Below are 16,991 nucleotides of genomic sequence, written 5' to 3' on the forward strand. Positions count from 1 at the left end.
CTTGCGGCCATTCTGGCGTCCTTGCGAATTTTTCGTGTCGAGCCATCGCCAGACCCATAGCATCCGCTATAAGAATGGCTCGAAGCGGGCCGCCGACAGTGCGGTCCTGCATGGCACGGACTGGTTTTGTTAACCGAAATATTGATCGTCGTGGCCCTGACCGTGATCAACGGTCTGCTCGCCATGTCCGAACTAGCAGTCGTCTCGTCCCGTCCGGCCCGACTCAAGGTTCTCAGCGATCAAGGCAACCGAGGCGCGACCACCGCGATCCGCCTCGCCGACAATCCAGGCCGCTTCCTCTCCACCGTCCAGATCGGCATCACGCTGGTCGGCGTGCTCTCTGGCGCCTTCTCGGGCGCGACTCTGGGTGCGCGGCTGGCGGAATGGCTGATGATGCAGGGGCTTACGCCCGCCGTGGCTGATGGCGTGGGCGTCGGTGTCGTCGTCGTCGCCATCACCTATCTGTCGCTGATCGTCGGCGAACTCGTGCCCAAGCAGATCGCGCTGCGTGATCCCGAGCGGGTTGCGGCGCGCGTCGCGCCGGCGATGTCTCTGCTCTCCAAGGTCGGCGCGCCGCTGGTCTTCCTGCTCGACATCTCCGGCAAGGCGGTTCTCGCCTTGCTCGGCCATAAGGGTGAATCGGAGGAGAGGGTCACGGAAGAGGAGGTCCGCACCATCATCGCCGAGGCAGAGACCGCCGGCGTGCTGGAGCGCGACGAACGCGAGATGATCTCCGGCGTGATGCGCCTCGCCGACCGTTCGGCGCGGGCGCTGATGACGCCGCGCCGCGAGGTCGAGGTCATCGATCTCGCCGACAGCGCCGACGAGATCCGCGCTCAGTTGCGCGCCACCCGCCGCTCGCGCCTGCCGGTGCAGGATGGCGAGGCGGATTCAATCATCGGCGTCGTCGTGGTCAAGGAGCTGATCGATTTCCTCTCCGATGGCGGCGCGCGCGATTTGCGCGGGCTGGTCAGCGAGGCGCCGGTGGTGATGGACACGGCCGGCGCGCTGCAGGTGCTGCGGGAGATCCGCTCTTCGCGCGTCCACATGGCGCTCGTCTTCGACGAGTACGGACATTTCGAGGGCATCATCACGCCCGGCGACGTGCTCGAGGCGATCATCGGCGCCTTCCAGGAGGAAGAGGAGAGCGAGCCGCCCATCGTCGCACGCGCCGACGGGTCCTGGCTGGTGGCCGGCTGGATGCAGGTCGACGAGTTCTCGCATGAGCTCGGCATCCACATCCCGCGCGACGCCGATTTCCAGACGGTCGCCGGCTTCGTCCTGGCGGAGCTCAACCACCTGCCCAATGTCGGGGAGGTCTTCGAGAAGGGCCATTGGCGCTTCGAGGTTGTCGATCTCGACGGGCGCCGGATCGACAAGATCCTGGTCAGCCGCATCGATTGACAGTGCATGCCGCGTTGACGGCAATGGGACCATCGTGATCTAATCCTCGCCAAGGGGTTCAATCGCGACGACCCCGTGAGGCTTCGGCCCAAGGCTCGCGTCCATTATCCTCGGCTTCAGGATGGACGCTCATGTCTTCCAACATCTCGATCAACGCTGCCCAATTGTCCCGGCTCGTCGGCCTGCCCGACGCTCCGGTCCTCGTCGATGTCCGAATCCCGGAGGATGTCGCGGCCGATCCGCGCCTGCTGCCGGCCTCGGAGAAGCGGTCCCATGCCGATGTCCCGGCCTGGGCTTCGGCCTATGCCGGCCGGCGCGTCGTGATAGCCTGCCAGCGCGGCCTGAAACTCAGCGAAGGCGTGGCGGGCTGGCTGCGCCATCATGGCGTCGCCGCCGAGAACCTCGCCGGCGGCTTCGAGGCCTGGCGCGATGCGGGCGGTACGCTCGTTCGCAGCGAAAGGCTGCCGCCGCGTGATGCGTCCGGCCGCACCGTCTGGGTCACGCGGACACGGCCGAAGGTCGACCGGATCGCCTGCCCGTGGCTGATCCGGCGCTTCGTCGATCGCGAGGCCGTGTTCCTGTTCGTGTCGCCCTCTGAAGTGGCGGCGGTGGCGGAGCGCTTCGACGCGACGCCGTTCGACATCGACGGCGTGTTCTGGAGCCATCGGGGCGAGCGCTGCACCTTCGACATCATGATCGAGGAGTTCGGGCTTGCGAGCCCGGCGCTCGACAAGCTGGCCGCAATCGTGCGAGCAGCCGATACGGCGACGCTCGACAACGCGCCCCAGGCCGCTGGGCTGCTGGCAGCGTCGCTGGGGCTGTCGCGCATGTTCAGGGACGATCTCGCGCAGTTGGAGGCCGGCATGCTGCTTTATGACGCCTTCTATCGCTGGTGCCGCGATGCGAGCGAGGAAACCCATAACTGGCCCGCCGGGCCGGCTCCTGTTTGAAGGCCGCCGCGATGACGACCATCACGAACGACAGGGGCTTTGAGGCTCCCGCGACACTGCCGACGCTGTCCGAGACGACGCGCGTCTGGGCGCGGATCGGCCTGCTCTCCTTCGGCGGGCCGGCGGGGCAGATCGCCTTGATGCACAAGGAACTGGTGGAGGAGCGGCGCTGGATCGGCGAGGAGCGTTTCCTGCACGCTCTCAACTACTGCATGCTGCTGCCAGGCCCGGAGGCGCAGCAACTCGCCGTCTATATCGGCTGGCTGATGCACCGGACCATCGGCGGGCTCATCGCAGGGCTGCTCTTCATCCTGCCCGGCGCCGCGGTGATGCTGGGCCTGAGCGTCCTTTATGTGCTCTACCGGCATGTGCCGCTGGTCGATGGGCTCTTCTTCGGGGTCAAGGCGGCAGTGCTCGCCGTGGTCATCGAGGCGGGCCTGAGGATCAGTCGGCGCGCGCTCAAGAACCGGGCGATGGTGGCGATCGCTGTCGCCGCCTTCGTGGCGATCTTCCTGTTCAAGGCGCCGTTTCCGGCGATCATCCTGGCGGCCGGCATCATCGGCTGGGTCGGGCATCGGTTTGCGCCGCGCTTGTTCGGGGCTCAGTCCGGCCATGGCAAGGCCGGCCCGGACGTGACGGGCATCGTCGACGTGCTGTTCGCCCGCGGTGAGCTCGATCATGTGCGGCCGTCGCGCGGCAAGGCGCTGCGGACGATGGCGATCTGGCTGCCACTCTGGCTCGGCCCGGTGCTGCTGCTCTGGCTCTGGACCGGTGGCGGCAGCGTCTGGACGCAGCTCGGCCGCTTCTTCAGCACGATGGCGGTGGTGACCTTCGGCGGCGCCTATGCGGTGCTCGCCTATGTCGCCCAGGCGGCGGTCGAAACCCATGGCTGGCTGCGCGCGGGCGAGATGATCGACGGGCTCGGCCTTGCCGAGACCACGCCGGGGCCGCTGATCCTGGTGCTGCAGTTCGTCGGCTTCCTGGCCGGCTTTCGTGCGCCGGGCGATCTGCCGCCCTTGCTGGCGGGAAGCCTCGGAGCCCTGCTGACGCTGTGGGTCACCTTCGCGCCCTGCTTCTTCTGGATCTTCCTCGGTGGCCCTTATGTCGAGGCGCTACGGGGCAACCGGGCGCTCTCGGCGGCGCTGGGGGCGATCACGGCGGCGGTGGTCGGCGTGATCACGAACCTCGCGCTCTGGTTCGGGCTCCATGTGCTGTTCAGACAAGTGCAGGCGGTGGAGTTCCTTGGCTTGTCGCCGGACTGGCCGGTCCTGGCCTCGCTCGACTGGCGGGCGGCGCTGCTCTCGGCCGCAGCGATGGTCGCGATGTTGCGCTTCAAGACGGGGATGATCCCGACCCTGGCTGCCTGCGCCGCGGCGGGCATCATGCTGACGCGGCTTTCGCCCTGATCAGCGGCGGGGTGGCTCGCCCTGGTCGATGATGCGGTATTCGGCGTCCAAGATCTCGACATGGCCGGCCTGTCCGCGCGGCTGCGGAAAAGGCGCGGACGGGTCGATGCCGGCCGCCTTCATCCGGGCGCGCAGCCGCCAGACCGCGATCGCGCCTGCAACCGCGACCACCGGGATCAGGATCAGGGCAAGGCTCGCGGCGATCAGGAACAGCACGACGCCGATCACGAGGCTCGCCGCCATGGCGAGCCACGCGGCCCAGCGTGGCATGCGGGTGGTGCGGCCACCGAGCTGCTCGTAGAGATTGACGCGGATCATGACACCTTCATCCGATCGAGGGCGATCGGAATCTAGGTACGAATTGCGGCGAAGGCGAGATCACCCAAGGGCATGCCGTCCGCATTTTCATGCGTCACGCCAGTCGTACAGCCAGCCATAGCGCTTGCGCAGCCCGTCCGCCCCCATGTGCCGCAGGGCGATGTCGCGACCGCTGCTCCAGGGCCAGCCGAGATGGTAGGTTCGGCCATTGCTCCGGCTGGCTTCCTGGACGCGCGCTGCCCGGGCCGATCGCGCTGCGGCGTAGGCCGCCATTGCGGCCGGGACGCCGGTTGGCCCGTCGGCCTGAAGCGTTTGCGCCAGCAGGCGGGTGAGCACCGCCGCATCCTCGATCGCGAGCGAGGCACCCTGGGCGAGGAAGGGCAGGACGGGATGGGCGGCGTCGCCCAGCAGAGCGATGCGCCCCTTCGCCATCACGGCCGGCTTGCGGTCGAACAGAGACCAGACCTGCCAGCCGCTCGCGGAAGCCACGAGCTCGCGCAGCGCCTGCGAGCCGCCGGCGACATGCTCGGTCACAATCCCGGATTCGCCGTCGCGCGACCAGCCCTCGCGGGCCTGCTTCGTCGGCCTGATCACGACGACATTGGTCTCCCGGCCACCTGCAACCGCGTAATGCACCATGTGGCGGCCGGGGCCGAGATGGAGATTGACACGGGGCTTGTCGGCCTTGGCGCCGGGCGCAAGCGCACGCCAGGCCTCGTAGCCGGTGAAGACAGGAGGAGAGGTGTCGCCCGATAGATCGCGGACACGCGACCACAAGCCGTCGGCGCCGATCAGGCCGAGGCCCTGCATGCTCTCCTCATGGCCGTTCCGGCCGGTGAGTGTGACCGTGACGCCGTGTTCGTCCTGGGCGATCTGCTCGACGGCGCGCCCCACGATGAGGCGGATGTTCGGCATGGCGCGCGCGGCGTCGAGCAGCACGGTGTGCAGATCGTTGCGCTTGAGCATGCGGAACGGCGTCGGCAGGCGCTCGGGATGCTGCGGCATCTCGATCAGTTCCGCGCCATCCCTCCAGCGGCGGACGATCAGGCCATGCGAGCTGACGCTGACGCGCTTCAGCGGCAGGGTCAGGTCCAGCTCGTCCAGCACGCGCCCGGAATTGGGGCTGATCTGGAGCCCGGCGCCGAGTTCCCCGAAGCCGGTGCGTTTCTCGATGACCGTCGCGGAGATGCCGCGGCGCGCCAGGGACAGGGCTGCCGTCAGCCCGCCGATGCCGGCGCCGGCGATCAGGACATGAGGAGCGGACACAGCGAAACGCCTTCAATACTCGGTTCGGGATGGGCGCGGATGCCCCTCAACAACCCGCGCCGTGGGGGCGTTCCAGACCGGACGGTCTCGTCCCGGGCAGGACTGTTCTCAGGCCGCCTTGGACGTCTCGTGATGCGCACATTCCGGCGGCGAGCAGGCGCCGGCCTTCAGCGACGGATCGTATTTGAACAGCGTCGAGCAATAGGGGCAGACGATCTCGTGGTCGGAGCCCATGTCGAGATAGACATGCGGGTGGTCGAAGGGCGGCTTGGCGCCGATACACATGAACTCATGCGCGCCGACATGGATGACGGCGACGCCGGTGTCGTTGTGGAAATGCGGAATGCCGTGATCGGCCATGTTCGTCGCTCGTGTCTCGTGATGTCGGCGCAAACTATCGCGCCGCGCCGCCTCGCGCCAGTGCGCGATTGTCTCAGCGGGGCTTCTGAGGAGGCCGGCAGGCCTGGGCGAGTTCCGTCATGCGTGTCCGCTCGGCCTCGGTCAGGACATTGTCTCGGACCTTGGGCCAGAGGCTCTCGCGTTTCAGCGAATCGACCGTGCAGGCGCAGAGCGGCTCGCACTCGTCGCTGTTGAAGCCGCCCTGCGAACAACTGCGCTGGCAGGACTGCATGAAGGGCTGTTCCTCGGACGCCGGCCGCATCGGCATGACCTGCAGGGCGAGCATCAGCAGGCCGATGAAGACGGGCTGATGGACGAGATAGACCAGGAGGCTGTGCCGGCCGCCCCAGACGACGAGCCGGGCGGGCAGGCGCTTCGCCCGCCAGGCGGCCAAGGTGGTGCCGTCGAGCCGGGGCAGGGCAAGCCGCGCCAGCACGATGCCGCCGAGCACGCAGCCGAACCAGGGGAAGACCGGCACGAAGTCAGCGCTGACGATGGGAGCCCTGGAGAAGCCGAGCCAGGCGAGCCAGGTCTGGTCGAGCAGCGGGTGAGCAATGAGGCGGGGCAGGGCGAAGACGAGCGCCGCCGCCCCAGCAACGGCGAGCGTCGGCAGATGCAGGAAAGGCAGTGCCAGCACGCTCGCCAGCGCGACCTGATGCAGGATGCCGAAGAAGATGAAGCTCGAGGGCATCGCGAAGTAGGTGGCGAGCGTCACCAGCGCGGCGGCGCCAGCGACCATGGCGAGGCGCTTGAGAAAGGACGCGCGGTTGAGGCCGTTTCGCGTGGCCAGCACGAGGCTGACGCCGACCAGAGTCAGGAAGGATCCGGCGATCAGCCGCGCGAAAAGGCGCCAGCCCGGTTCGTTGGGGACGTCGACGTCGGTCACCCCGAGATCGGCAAGATCATAGGCGAAATGGAACACGAACATCGCCAATAGGGCGAGGCCGCGCGCCAGATCGACGATTTCCAGCCGAGAGCGGGGAGGAAAGCCTCTTGCGGAGGGCGTGGCGTCGCTCATGGCGTGATTCGGCTCATGGCGGTCTTCATAGGGAGCTTGCGCCGCCGCCGCTACCCAACGCAGGTTTCGCATGGCAGGTGGTAGGCCTCGCCCTTCTTCATCTCGTCCTCGCCCATCACGACGGTTCGCCATGCAGAGCTTCTCATCCGACGGCGTCGAACTCGCCTTCATCGACCTCGCGCCCACCGGCGACGTTCCCCGGCACGAGACGATCATGCTCGTCCACGGCTTCGGCTCCAGCCACATGGTCAACTGGGTCAACACCCAGTGGACGAAGACGCTGACCCATGCCGGCTACCGTGTCGTCGCGCTCGACAATCGCGGCCATGGCCAGAGCGAGAAGCTCTACGATCCCGACGCCTATTCCTCGCATGTCATGGCCGAGGATGTGCGGCGGCTGATGGACCATCTCGACATCCCCCGCGCCTTCGTCATGGGCTACTCGATGGGCGCGCGGATCTCGGCACATCTGGCGCTGGCGCATCCGCAGCGGCTCAGGGCGCTGATGCTCGGCGGGCTCGGCATCCATCTCGTCGAGGGCGTCGGCCTGCCGCTGGGTATTGCGGATGCGATGGAGGCGCCTTCGCTCGACGTCCTGACCGACCCGATGCAGCGCATGTTCCGCGCCTTCGCCGATGCGACGAAGAGCGATCTCAAGGCATTGGCGGCCTGCATCAGGGGCTCGCGCCAGACGTTGAGCGTCGCGCAGGTCGGCAGCATCGCCGTGCCCACGCTCGTCAGCGTCGGGACGAAGGACGATGTCGCGGGCTCCGGACCTGAGCTCGCGGCGCTGATTCCCGGTGCGGAATCCTTCTCGATCGAGGGGCGCGACCACAACCTCGCCGTCGGTGACAAGACCCACAAGCAGGCGGTTCTCGACTTCCTGTCGCGTTTGTGAGAAAGATCGTGCTGCTCAGCAGCTTCATGGAAAAGCGGGCGACGCCAATGTGTTGTCGACGGCAGCTCAAAGACTGAATCCACCGCCTGCCACGCTGATTCAACTCGGCCCTGCAATCACCTTTGGCGCGGATGTCTCATCCAGTGCTAGTGTTCGCTCCGCCGAACGACCTTTTTCGGAGAAGAACCATGTCGTCAGGGCGTTCCGTCGCGGAAGTGCGCGATCATGCGACCGGGCTCAACCTCGTCGATCCCTTGTGGTCGCGCTTGCGGCGCGAAGCCGAGGCCGCGATCGCCGCCGAGCCGTCGCTGGGCAGCCTGATCGTCGCCTCCGTGCTCAACCAGCCCAGCTTCGAGGCGGCGGTCGGTCATCGCGTCGCGGTCCGGCTCGGCCATCCCGCGGTTTCCGCCGATCTGATCGAGCAGGCCTTCAGTGAAGCGCTTGCCGCCGACGAGAGCGTGTCGCAGGGCATGCGCGCCGACGTGCTCGCCGTGCTCGACCGCGACCCGGCCTGCTACCGCGTGCTCGAGCCGGTGCTCTTCTTCAAGGGCTTCCATGCCCTGCAATGCCACCGGCTGGCGCATTGGCTCTGGCGGCAGGACCGGCGCGATTTCGCGCTCTATCTGCAGAGCCGGTCCTCCGAAGTCTTCCAGACCGATATCAATCCCGCCGCGAAGATCGGCAAGGGCATCTTCCTCGACCATGCCACCGGCCTCGTCGTCGGCGAGACCACGGTGATCGAGGACGATGTCTCGATGCTGCAGGACGTGACGCTGGGCGGCACCGGCAAGCAGGGGGGCGACCGGCATCCCAAGATCCGCAAGGGCGTGCTGATCGGCGCCGGCGCCAAGATCCTCGGCAACATCGAGATCGGGCAATGCGCCCGGGTCGCGGCCGGCTCGGTCGTGCTCGCGGCCGTGCCGCGCAACAAGACGGTGGCCGGCGTTCCGGCCAAGGTCGTCGGCGAGGCCGGCTGCGCCGAGCCGTCGCGCTCGATGGATCAGATCCTGTCCGGGGATGCCGGCGCCCATATCTGAGCGAGCTATGTCGGCCGGCATCGGCGTGCCGGCTGTCTTCCAGAGCCGTTACGATTTCAAGTAGCGCGCCGTCATCTCGGCGCGCAGGGCCTCTTCCGTCACCACGAGGCCGCCGCCGAGCCTGACCGATTCGACGCGGCCGTCGGCGCCGCGGTTGAGCGTCACCGTCTCGCCAGGGCTGTTGAAGCCCGAGGCTCTGGCGATGCGCCCGATGTCCTTCCCTTCGATGGCAATCTCGGGAGCGTCCTGGAACGGTTCGAGCAGGGCCGGGTTCGCGACGAGGACCTTGCCGGACATCGCCACCAGATCGCCGCAGGCCCAAACGGTCCACCAGCGGCCACTCCAGTCGGCGAGGTCGGCGGAGGCGGGGCCATGCTTCTCGAAGCCCTGGAGGATGTGGACGACGCCGTCGAGCCAGGGATGTGCCAGGCCGTCGATGGAGTTCGTCAGCACCGAGACGGTCAAATCCTGTTCCGGGAAGACGCAGGTGCGGGTGATGAAGCCCTGGAAGCCGCCGGAATGGCCAAACCAGCGCCAGTCGCCTTTGCCGCCGGAGATCGTGCCGAGGCCGTAATGCCGGCCGAGCACGCTCTCGTCGTCGGCCCAGTGGCGGCGGCTCATCTCCCGGCGCGAGAGCGGCGACAGGATGCTGGAGGCGGCGGCCGGCGAGAGTTGCGCGAAATAGCGGGCGACATCGGCCGCCGTCGCGACGAAACCGGCGGCGGCGTCCATCGCATTGCCGGGGTTGTCGGCGGGAATGACGACGCGCCGGTCCAGCGGCAGGCGTCCACTATGGCCTTTCGCCATCGGCCTTCCGCCCCAGCCCTCGATGCCCGGCGAGGTTTCCTCGAGCCCGGCGGCTGCCACGACCTCCTGGGCGATCCATTCGGCATAGGGGCGGCCGGTGACCGCCTCGATGACGAGGCCGAGCAGCGCGAAGCCATGGTTCGAGTATTTGAAGCGCTGCGATGCCGGCAGGGGCGGCGGTGCAGCGAGGTCTGCCAGCAGGGTCGCCTTGTCGAGATAGGGTCGGCGATCGGTGAACTGGCCGCTATCGGGCCCGTCGCGGGTCAGCCCGGCGCTGTTGGAGACGATCTGGCGCAGCGTTGCCGCCGAAATCTCGGGATGCAGGCCCGGCACATAGGTCCCGACGGGGTCGTCGAGGCGCAGGCGGCCGGCCTCCGCCAGTTTCAGCAGGCCGGCTGCAGTGAAGCTCTTGGAATGGGAGGCGATGCGGAAACCGTGGCGCGGCGTGAGCGCTTCGCCCGTTGCGAGATCGGCCTGTCCGAAGGCGGCTTCGAGCACGAGCCGGCCGCCCTGTGCGATCGCGATGGCGACGCCCGGCTGCTGCTGATGGCGATGCTGGAAAGCGAGCCAGGAGGAGACATAGTCGAGGGCGGGGGCAAGCCAGGGCGTCATCGCCGGAATCCACAATCAGAGTCGGGGCCGGTACTATGGCCGTGGCGGCGCCGGGCCGGAACCCAGGTCCGCAAACAACCTGTCAGCGATGCATTCGACGCCAGCATCATCCTCGGGTCTCGACGGCTCCGGGACCGCTTTCGCTTGCCCTCACCGGCGCGCCATGGCATCCGTCCGGCCAATTCGAAAGGACCAGTCCCATGGACAAGACCGAACTCGCCAAGCTCGAAACCTATCTGCGACGCACCTTCGCCAACCATGCGATCAGCGTCCGCGCGCGGATGAAGAAGACCGATTCGGCCGAGGTCTATCTGGCCGACGAATTCATCGGCATCATCCATGTCGACGACGAGGACGGCGACCGCTCGTTCAATTTCACCATGGCGATCCTCGACGTCGATCTCGAAGATTGACGAGATTTCACGAGGGCGGCCGTCTGACGCGACCGCCTGCGCTTCCGGTGCTCACGGACTCAAGTCCGCTCCGCTCCGGTTCTCGCCGGTCACGCCAGCCGGCTCACCCTGCCGAAATCTCGGCGCGCCGCTGTCAGCGCATCATCCCGTCGATGGTGTGGCGGATGCCGCCGAGCATCAGTTCCCAGTCGGCGATGATCGCGCGCGGGAAGCGGATGTTCACATCCATGCCGCGATGGCGGAACGTGACCCGGCAGGGCTCGTCCAGGTCGGACCTGCCGTTTTCCAGCGGGCAGCGCGCGGCGAAGCCGCGACCGTCGGGGACCGAGACATAGAGTTCGTCGCCCTCATAGGGCGACCCCTTGCGGAAGCCGCGTACGACGAGCCCGCCGGGATTCGACCAGACGGTCGGCGTCAGGAAGCGCGCATAGACCGACAATTGCGTCTGCGGCTCGTTGACCTTGTCCTGCGGGGCCAGGGTCACCAGAAGCCGCTGGCGGTTGTCGGCCCGGGCCGGGCCGAGGCTCGGCCAGTCCAGCCGCAGGCGCACCATACCGACCAGCCGGCTCGAATCATCGGGCTCCACGCCGGTCAGGTTCTGCGGCACCATCAGGGCGATCGAGCCGATCCGCGCCGGCTGGATCGCGGTTTCGCGCTCGTCCTCGCGATGCGTCAGGTAAAGCGCCAGGCCGGAGGCGAGGGCGCCGGCGAACATGATCGCGAAGGCCGCCTTGAACAGCGCTGCATCGGCGCGCGGCAGGGGCGGAGGCGGGCGCTTCAGGCGCGAGCGTACGAGATGCGTGAGGCCTGTTCCGGGATGGGGCGGCAGGCTCTGCGAGGCCTGCTCGGCGACGGGATCCTGGGGATGATATGCGGTCACGGGCAGCGCCTTCGGAGATACTGTCTCCACTGAAGCATCAGCGCGTTAACGCGCCGTAAACCATGCCGGGTCGGCGGTTGCACGGGCGATGGGCGTTAACCATCGCTTAAGACTTTCCTTCACACTTCGTAAACCATGCGGCAGGGTCCGGCGCTATCGCCCGCGGGAGCCTGAAATCCTTGACGATCGAACCTGCCGCGCTCGAGGCGCTTCAATCGCTGGTCATCGGCTACGCCTTTGCGGGTCTGCTCGCCAGCGCCTTCGAGTTGTTCACGGCGCAGCGCGCCGATTTCCGCCTGCTCCAGGCGGGCGGGCTGTTCGCGGTGGCGAGCGTGCCGGTCGTTGTCTTCAGCGCACCCTTCCTGATCGTGCGCAACACCGTGCGCGGCCGCCGGATCGAGGGCAGGCCGCTTATGTTCGTGATGCTGGCGAGCATGATCGCCTCGGTCTGGAGCATCGCCAGCGGCCGCGTCGTGCTCGATCTGCTGCATTTGCTCGGCTCTTGACGGCGAGGCTGCGACACCGTCACTCCTGAGCGCGTTCGCCTGCGCCGGAGGATGACGACATGCCGCTCTATTCGCTCGATGGACTGAAGCCCGAGACGCCTCCCGTCGGACAGTGGTGGCTGGCGCCGGATGCCCATCTCATCGGCAAGGTCCGCATCGGCGCCGGTGTCGGCATCTGGTTCGGTGCCGTGCTGCGCGGCGACAATGAGTGGATCGAGATCCGCGCCGACAGCAATATCCAGGAAGGCTGTGTGCTGCACACCGACATGGGCTCACCGCTGGTGGTCGGGGAGGGCTGCACGATCGGTCATCGCGCGATCCTGCATGGCTGCATCATTGGCGAGAACAGCCTGATCGGCATGGGCGCGACCGTGCTGAACGGGGCGAAGATCGGCCGCAACAGCCTCGTCGGCGCCAATGCGCTGGTCACCGAAGGCAAGGAGTTCCCGGACAACTCGCTGATCGTCGGTTCGCCCGCGCGCGCGATCCGGACGCTCGACGAGGCGGCTGCCGCGGGCATCACGGCTTCGGCACGCGGCTATGTCGCGCGCTGGAAGCAGTTCGCAGCAGGCATGGTCCGGCTGGACTGAGGCGCCAGGCCCTGAAAGCAGAGCGGGCCGGCCCCCCGGGGAAGGAGGCCGGCCCTATGGCGAAACCCGGCCTGGGGACGGGTGGGTGGGGACGTGACCAAGTCTCGCCGTCCATGCGAAGAGGGCATCGCCCCCTCCGATCTCGCTTTGTCGATCTCGTCTTGCCGATCGCCAGTCCCCGGACGATGCGGTCGTGCTGCGGCAGCCTCAGCGAACCGAGGCGACCGTCGATGTCTGTGCGCCGCCGAGCGAGGTCCAGCCCGTCCGCAGTTGCGACTCGCGCTTGACGTAGACGTAGCCGGTCTGGTTCCAGGGCAGGACGGCGTTGCGCTTGTTGTCGAGGATGAAGTCGCCGCGATCGGTACGGACCATCAGCACGGCGTGGCCGGCATTCTCCTCGTCGATGACGACCGTCATCGGCATGGCGCGGCGCGGCACGCCGATCTCGGCGAGGCGCTTGCGCTTCAGCAGCGCGAAATCCTCGCAATCGCCCTTGCCGTCCTCGGGCAGGTCCCAGCGATCGACGACGCCCCAGTGATCCTCGTCGGTCACCGCTTCGATCTCGCGATTGATGCGCGAGTTCAGCGTCACGAGAGCCTTCCAGAGCTTCGGCGTCATCTCGACGCGCTCTTCTTCATTGAGGTTGACGCGGCATTCGGCCGGGCTGCGCTTGCAGAAATCCGTCCAGGCGTAGGGCGCCCTGGCGTCGCCCGAGGCGTTGGCCGGCGCGCTGGCCACGGGAATTCCGGCGCTGGCCTGCTGTGCCTGAGCGACCGAGGCGCTGCCGGCGATCAGCGCGAGCGCCAGCGCCGTACCCATGAGGCTGCGGTAATGTGAAGGCATATCGTCCCCTCTCCTGTCCCTGGGGAGGACGATGCCGCCGGCTCATGGATTTGGCTTGAAATGAAACCGAACAATTGTAGCGAATTCGCCGAACGATGCTGACAATACACCTTAGTATAAATCGTCGGAGAATGGGGTTGTAATAAATCCCCGCGCTGAATTCATCGGCCGTTAATTATCGGACCGTCCGGGAGATCAATTGATTAACCGTATCGCAGCGGCATGCCCCGGCGCCGCCTGTGAGACCGGCGCGGCGCCACCGAGCAATTGCGCGCCGATGTCATCGGGGTGCGAGAACATGAAGGCCGGCTCGAGCGCCTGCAGGGCGCGGGCGCTCGTGAAGCCCCAGCCGACGGCGCCGAAGGCCATGCCGGCCTCGCTCGCCGCCTCGAAGTCCCTGATCTCGTCTCCGATGCAGAGGCACTGCCCATGCTCGATCCCGGCCACCCTGGCGAGTTGACGGAACTTCGCCGCCTTGCCGAACAGCCCGGCGCCGCAGGCGAAATGCGTGAACATGGCCGCCATGTCGTCACCGAGCGCGCGGCGGATATTGCTTTCGGTATTCGAGCTGACGATGGCGAGCACCAAGCCCTGCCGCCTGAGCTGGCGCAACATGGCCTCGATCCCGGGAAAGATGGTGACCGACTGGACATCGCTGGCCGCCAGACGGCGCATGTGGCGGGCGATGAAGGGCAGCTTCCATCTGGAGACGCCGAGATGGTCGATGAGCTGGCGCGCGCTGTGCCCGCGCAACCCCTCGACTTCGTCGGGTTCGATGCGCCGGAAGCGGTAGCGATCGGCGACGTCGTTCAGGACGCTCGCGAACCAGGGGAAGGTGTCGGCCAGCGTTCCGTCGAAATCGAAGATGATCAGCTTGTAGGGCATGCCCGGCATTCGCAGCGTCATGATGAGCTGGCTATGGCGGGAGCCGGCCGTCCGCGCAAGCGCGGCCTGTGGACGCGCGCGGCGGGAGGAGCGAGCGATCGCGTGTGGCCCGGGGGCTCAGAGTTCCAGGTTCTCGTCGAGCAGATCGGCCGAGAGCGGGAAGCGGAATTCGGCGGCGAAGCCGCCGTCGAAGCGCCGCACGATCTTGGCCGGCGTCGAGCCGATGCGCAGCGGCGTGTTCATCGGCAAATCGAGATCGGTCGTGAACGCCGTGCCCGACAGCGAGATATCGATGAGCCGCACGACATGCTCGGAGCCGTCGTCCATCGTGACGACGGCGCGCGGATTGCGCGGAACGATGCGTTCGTGGCGACGGTCCTCGGGCAGGCCGAGCTCCTCGCGATTGGCGAGCCAGGTCAGCTGCGCCGTGAATTTCTCGCGCTTGCGGCTGGTCGCGGTGATGGTCATCGCGAAGCCTTCCATCGTCGTGCGCACGCAGGTGCCTTCGATGCGGCCGAGATGTTCGAGATAGACGATGACGCGATCGCCCGGGTTGGCCCGCGCCGGCGCGGCGAGATGGACGCCGCCGGGGGAGATGTCGATCGTCTGGCAGGGGTATTCCATGCGGTTGGGCAGCATGTAACGGCCCAGCAGGACGACCTTCATACGATGATGCCGCCTGCGCTCGGCAGTGCGTGGAGCCGTCCGGGACGTCTGGAGTGCGCTCAACATCAAAGGTCAGCCTGATTTCGGGCCGATCCTATGAGCGCTCTGGTTAACGCGCGGTTAGCCTTTCAGGCCCGGCCTCCCGGCAGGACCATCAATTTCGGCGGGTGAGATCGCATGGGAGGCGGTGGCTGCTGGCGCAGGCCGACGCCCGGCCAGAGCATGCGCAGCGAGATCATGCGCATCGACTCCAGCGTATCGAGGCCGAGCCATTCCGGCGTGGTGGCGGCCGAGAGCGAGCCCAACAGGCGTGCATGGGTGCGGCCGCGATAGCGCAGCGGCAACAGCAGCAGCTCCAGATAGACAGGGGCTCCGCTCTGCGTCTCGCCAGCGAGGCCCGCGACCGCGCCAGCGGTCTCGTCCATCACGGTTTGCGCGAGGCGGCGCATCTCGGCCTGGGATTCGACGTCGGGCCAGAGCGCCGTGAAGGCCCGCCCGCGCAATTCATGGCCGAGGAGGGCGCAGAGCCGCGTGCCCGCAAGCCTGAAGACAGGTCCGATTGGTTCATTCTCCAGGATGAAGGTATCGGCCAGTGCGTGACGCAGCGCGCCCGGCTCGATTTCGCCACGCTCCGGTGCCGCCCGTTCGCCCCGAAGAGCGTCCCAGTAGTCGAAAACCAGGCGCGTGCTCGTGTTTTTCATTCCGGTACCCAATGCTGCCCGCCGTCGCCTTCCGCCGAAGTCCTGCGTCCCGTAATGGTGCAGAAGCGTCTGGAGGAGGGACGAATCGATCCTTCTGGCGGTGAAGGACGCAGGCGTCGTGCCGTCTTGCCATGCTCCCGGCGGGCTGTTCGGGTGAACGGTGCGTTAAGGTTAACAAGGTCTTGAGATTGTGGATAACCGGTTAAAATGCTTATCAAATTGACTGCAATTCGCGGGCGTTGAGCCCGCGTCCGAAGGGGCCGGCGGGGATGTGACCGCGGCGTTCCGAGTTGCGTATCGGGGCGCCCGCTCAGCCGGGAAAAAGGGGAGTGCCGCAAGGCTGCTCCCCTTTTTTCATATGCGGGGCGCGCAGCGCCGCCGCTTGCCACGGGCGGCGGCTTCGGCAAGGGTTGCGGCGCATGTCCTACACCCCTCCCAGCCAGCCTTCGCCGCCGCCAGGCGAGCCCGTCCTCAACCTGCCGACCGCCGTCGTGTGGCTGATCGTCGTGCTGGGGCTGATTCAGGGCGGCCGGTCGCTGCTCTCGGACTATGACGACTATGTCCTGATGTCGTGGTTCGCCTTCGTGCCGGCGCGGCTGAGCCTCTGGCTCGCGCCCGACCGCCTGGACGAGATGGTGAGCGCGGTCGCGGCCTCGAGCGCGGGGCAGGATCTGGCGGACCGGCTGCAACTCGTCCGGCTGATGCTCGCCGATGGCGGCCCCAGGCTTTGGACACTGCTGAGCTACGGGCTGCTGCACGGCTCCTGGCTGCACCTGATCACCAATCTCGTCTGGCTCGCGGCCTTTGGCAGTCCGGTGGCGCGCCGGCTCGGCAGTGGGCGCTTCCTGAGCCTGATGGGGCTTTCGACCATCGGCGGCGCGCTGCTGCACTGGTTCTCGCGCGAGCTCGACGTGCTGCCGCTGGTCGGCGCGTCCGCGGCGGTGTCGGGCGCGACGGCGGCGGCGATCCGCTTCGTCTTCGCACCTGGCCTGCGCTTCGGCTCGCTCGCCGACGACGCGGTCGTGCGCGCCATTCCCGCCGAGCCGATGGGGCAGCTCTGGCGCAACTCGCGCGCCATGCTGTTCATCGTGATCTGGTTCGCGACGAATATCCTGTTCGGATCCGGGCTCGTGCCGATCCTGGGCGAGGAGACCAGCATCGCCTGGGAGGCCCATATCGGCGGCTTCCTCGTCGGGCTGCTGCTGTTTCCCTTGCTCGACAGGGGAGCGCTTCGGCGTTGAGGGCAGCCTGCCGGGCACCTTGCCTGCGCCGTTGTCTTCCCCCACACTTAGTCCATTCGTAGCGTTCCCGAGGCCGTCCCGGCAGGTGAGTTTCGTCGGCGGCAGCGGGGGCAGACCGATCCCGCGCGCCGGACAACGGCGCCACCGCACG

Annotated in this window: 19 protein-coding genes; 9 read left to right on the forward strand and 10 right to left on the reverse strand. The window is 67.4% G+C overall.

The window, feature by feature from the left end; translation table 11 throughout:
- Positions 1-141 precede the first annotated feature (141 nt).
- The 3 genes from AC1RMY_RS07990 (at position 142) to chrA (ending at position 3,760) form a co-directional block, all read left to right on the forward strand.
- Positions 142-1,404, forward strand: a complete 1,263-nt coding sequence (locus tag AC1RMY_RS07990; RefSeq protein WP_492863415.1) for a hemolysin family protein — start codon at positions 142-144, stop codon at positions 1,402-1,404.
- Between the two features lie 131 nt (positions 1,405-1,535).
- Positions 1,536-2,354 (forward strand): chromate resistance protein ChrB domain-containing protein, encoded by an 819-nt coding sequence (locus AC1RMY_RS07995; protein WP_492863416.1) that lies wholly within the window; start codon positions 1,536-1,538, stop codon positions 2,352-2,354.
- A gap of 11 nt (positions 2,355-2,365) precedes the next feature.
- On the forward strand, positions 2,366-3,760 hold the full coding sequence (chrA, locus tag AC1RMY_RS08000; protein ID WP_492863417.1) for a chromate efflux transporter: 1,395 nt from the start codon (positions 2,366-2,368) through the stop codon (positions 3,758-3,760).
- On the opposite strand, the gene AC1RMY_RS08005 is transcribed toward chrA, so the two are convergent.
- From AC1RMY_RS08005 to AC1RMY_RS08020, 4 genes are all read right to left on the reverse strand, one after another.
- Positions 3,761-4,078, reverse strand: a complete 318-nt coding sequence (locus AC1RMY_RS08005; RefSeq protein ID WP_492863418.1) for a hypothetical protein — start codon at positions 4,076-4,078, stop codon at positions 3,761-3,763.
- Between the two features lie 87 nt (positions 4,079-4,165).
- Complete coding sequence (locus AC1RMY_RS08010) at positions 4,166-5,344, reverse strand: FAD-dependent monooxygenase (RefSeq protein ID WP_492863419.1); 1,179 nt, start codon at positions 5,342-5,344, stop codon at positions 4,166-4,168.
- A gap of 108 nt (positions 5,345-5,452) precedes the next feature.
- Positions 5,453-5,704 carry a zinc-finger domain-containing protein gene (locus tag AC1RMY_RS08015; protein WP_492863420.1) on the reverse strand — a complete coding sequence of 84 codons (252 nt, stop codon included), beginning with the start codon at positions 5,702-5,704 and terminating at the stop codon, positions 5,453-5,455.
- Positions 5,705-5,777: 73 nt separating this feature from the next.
- Positions 5,778-6,761, reverse strand: coding sequence for an acetyltransferase domain-containing protein (locus AC1RMY_RS08020; protein ID WP_492863421.1), 984 nt, complete (start codon positions 6,759-6,761; stop codon positions 5,778-5,780).
- 130 nt (positions 6,762-6,891) lie between these two features.
- On the opposite strand from AC1RMY_RS08020, the gene AC1RMY_RS08025 reads away from it, so the two are divergent.
- Together AC1RMY_RS08025 and cysE are read left to right on the forward strand one after the other, a co-directional pair.
- Positions 6,892-7,659 carry an alpha/beta fold hydrolase gene (locus tag AC1RMY_RS08025; protein ID WP_492863422.1) on the forward strand — a complete coding sequence of 256 codons (768 nt, stop codon included), beginning with the start codon at positions 6,892-6,894 and terminating at the stop codon, positions 7,657-7,659.
- 188 nt (positions 7,660-7,847) lie between these two features.
- Positions 7,848-8,696 (forward strand): serine O-acetyltransferase, encoded by an 849-nt coding sequence (cysE, locus tag AC1RMY_RS08030; protein WP_492863423.1) that lies wholly within the window; start codon positions 7,848-7,850, stop codon positions 8,694-8,696.
- Between the two features lie 48 nt (positions 8,697-8,744).
- Here cysE and AC1RMY_RS08035 read toward each other — a convergent pair whose 3' ends face one another.
- A complete protein-coding gene (locus AC1RMY_RS08035) occupies positions 8,745-10,115 on the reverse strand; it encodes a serine hydrolase domain-containing protein (protein WP_492863424.1) in 1,371 nt (456 codons plus the stop codon).
- 200 nt (positions 10,116-10,315) lie between these two features.
- On the opposite strand from AC1RMY_RS08035, the gene AC1RMY_RS08040 reads away from it, so the two are divergent.
- Positions 10,316-10,528, forward strand: a complete 213-nt coding sequence (locus AC1RMY_RS08040) for a DUF3126 family protein (RefSeq protein WP_492863425.1) — start codon at positions 10,316-10,318, stop codon at positions 10,526-10,528.
- A 133-nt stretch (positions 10,529-10,661) separates the two neighbouring features.
- On the opposite strand, the gene AC1RMY_RS08045 is transcribed toward AC1RMY_RS08040, so the two are convergent.
- Positions 10,662-11,408: a hypothetical protein gene (locus tag AC1RMY_RS08045; protein WP_492863426.1), complete on the reverse strand. Its 747-nt coding sequence runs from the start codon at positions 11,406-11,408 to the stop codon at positions 10,662-10,664.
- 179 nt (positions 11,409-11,587) lie between these two features.
- Between AC1RMY_RS08045 and AC1RMY_RS08050 the strand changes: the two genes are divergently transcribed.
- Together AC1RMY_RS08050 and AC1RMY_RS08055 are read left to right on the forward strand one after the other, a co-directional pair.
- The gene (locus AC1RMY_RS08050) at positions 11,588-11,914 is read left to right on the forward strand and encodes a DUF6949 family protein (RefSeq protein WP_492863427.1); all 327 of its coding nucleotides are present in this window, start codon (positions 11,588-11,590) and stop codon (positions 11,912-11,914) included.
- Positions 11,915-11,973: 59 nt separating this feature from the next.
- On the forward strand, positions 11,974-12,504 hold the full coding sequence (locus AC1RMY_RS08055; RefSeq protein ID WP_492863428.1) for a gamma carbonic anhydrase family protein: 531 nt from the start codon (positions 11,974-11,976) through the stop codon (positions 12,502-12,504).
- Between the two features lie 207 nt (positions 12,505-12,711).
- Here the strand turns inward: AC1RMY_RS08055 and AC1RMY_RS08060 are convergent, their stop codons facing one another.
- The 4 genes from AC1RMY_RS08060 to AC1RMY_RS08075 form a co-directional block, all read right to left on the reverse strand.
- Positions 12,712-13,347 (reverse strand): transglutaminase-like cysteine peptidase, encoded by a 636-nt coding sequence (locus AC1RMY_RS08060; RefSeq protein ID WP_492863429.1) that lies wholly within the window; start codon positions 13,345-13,347, stop codon positions 12,712-12,714.
- A gap of 195 nt (positions 13,348-13,542) precedes the next feature.
- Positions 13,543-14,253, reverse strand: a complete 711-nt coding sequence (locus AC1RMY_RS08065; protein WP_492863430.1) for an HAD hydrolase-like protein — start codon at positions 14,251-14,253, stop codon at positions 13,543-13,545.
- 96 nt (positions 14,254-14,349) lie between these two features.
- Positions 14,350-14,964, reverse strand: a complete 615-nt coding sequence (locus AC1RMY_RS08070) for a PilZ domain-containing protein (RefSeq protein ID WP_492863431.1) — start codon at positions 14,962-14,964, stop codon at positions 14,350-14,352.
- Between the two features lie 62 nt (positions 14,965-15,026).
- Entirely contained in the window at positions 15,027-15,599 is a 573-nt protein-coding gene (locus AC1RMY_RS08075; protein ID WP_492863432.1) for a PAS domain-containing protein, read from the reverse strand.
- Between the two features lie 419 nt (positions 15,600-16,018).
- Here AC1RMY_RS08075 and AC1RMY_RS08080 point away from each other — a divergent pair, with 419 nt between their 5' ends.
- Positions 16,019-16,840 carry a rhomboid family intramembrane serine protease gene (locus AC1RMY_RS08080; protein WP_492863433.1) on the forward strand — a complete coding sequence of 274 codons (822 nt, stop codon included), beginning with the start codon at positions 16,019-16,021 and terminating at the stop codon, positions 16,838-16,840.
- Positions 16,841-16,991: the final 151 nt, after the last annotated feature.

The sequence above is a fragment of the Allobosea sp. GW822-FHT03F07 genome (assembly GCF_058801345.1).

Bases quoted from the DNA above. Each gene is read 5' to 3' on its own strand.
- AC1RMY_RS08025 (WP_492863422.1), top strand. From the start codon at position 6,892: ATGCAGAGCTTCTCATCCGACGGCGTCGAACTCGCCTTCATCGACCTC.
- AC1RMY_RS08055 (WP_492863428.1), top strand. From the start codon at position 11,974: ATGCCGCTCTATTCGCTCGATGGACTGAAGCCCGAGACGCCTCCCGTC.
- AC1RMY_RS08070 (WP_492863431.1), bottom strand. From the start codon at position 14,964: ATGTTGAGCGCACTCCAGACGTCCCGGACGGCTCCACGCACTGCCGAG.
- AC1RMY_RS08005 (WP_492863418.1), bottom strand. From the start codon at position 4,078: ATGATCCGCGTCAATCTCTACGAGCAGCTCGGTGGCCGCACCACCCGC.
- AC1RMY_RS08040 (WP_492863425.1), top strand. From the start codon at position 10,316: ATGGACAAGACCGAACTCGCCAAGCTCGAAACCTATCTGCGACGCACC.
- AC1RMY_RS08075 (WP_492863432.1), bottom strand. From the start codon at position 15,599: ATGAAAAACACGAGCACGCGCCTGGTTTTCGACTACTGGGACGCTCTT.
- AC1RMY_RS08080 (WP_492863433.1), top strand. From the start codon at position 16,019: ATGTCCTACACCCCTCCCAGCCAGCCTTCGCCGCCGCCAGGCGAGCCC.
- cysE (WP_492863423.1), top strand. From the start codon at position 7,848: ATGTCGTCAGGGCGTTCCGTCGCGGAAGTGCGCGATCATGCGACCGGG.
- AC1RMY_RS08015 (WP_492863420.1), bottom strand. From the start codon at position 5,704: ATGGCCGATCACGGCATTCCGCATTTCCACAACGACACCGGCGTCGCC.
- AC1RMY_RS08065 (WP_492863430.1), bottom strand. From the start codon at position 14,253: ATGACGCTGCGAATGCCGGGCATGCCCTACAAGCTGATCATCTTCGAT.
- AC1RMY_RS08060 (WP_492863429.1), bottom strand. From the start codon at position 13,347: ATGCCTTCACATTACCGCAGCCTCATGGGTACGGCGCTGGCGCTCGCG.
- AC1RMY_RS08035 (WP_492863424.1), bottom strand. From the start codon at position 10,115: ATGACGCCCTGGCTTGCCCCCGCCCTCGACTATGTCTCCTCCTGGCTC.
- AC1RMY_RS08020 (WP_492863421.1), bottom strand. From the start codon at position 6,761: ATGAGCGACGCCACGCCCTCCGCAAGAGGCTTTCCTCCCCGCTCTCGG.
- AC1RMY_RS07995 (WP_492863416.1), top strand. From the start codon at position 1,536: ATGTCTTCCAACATCTCGATCAACGCTGCCCAATTGTCCCGGCTCGTC.
- chrA (WP_492863417.1), top strand. From the start codon at position 2,366: ATGACGACCATCACGAACGACAGGGGCTTTGAGGCTCCCGCGACACTG.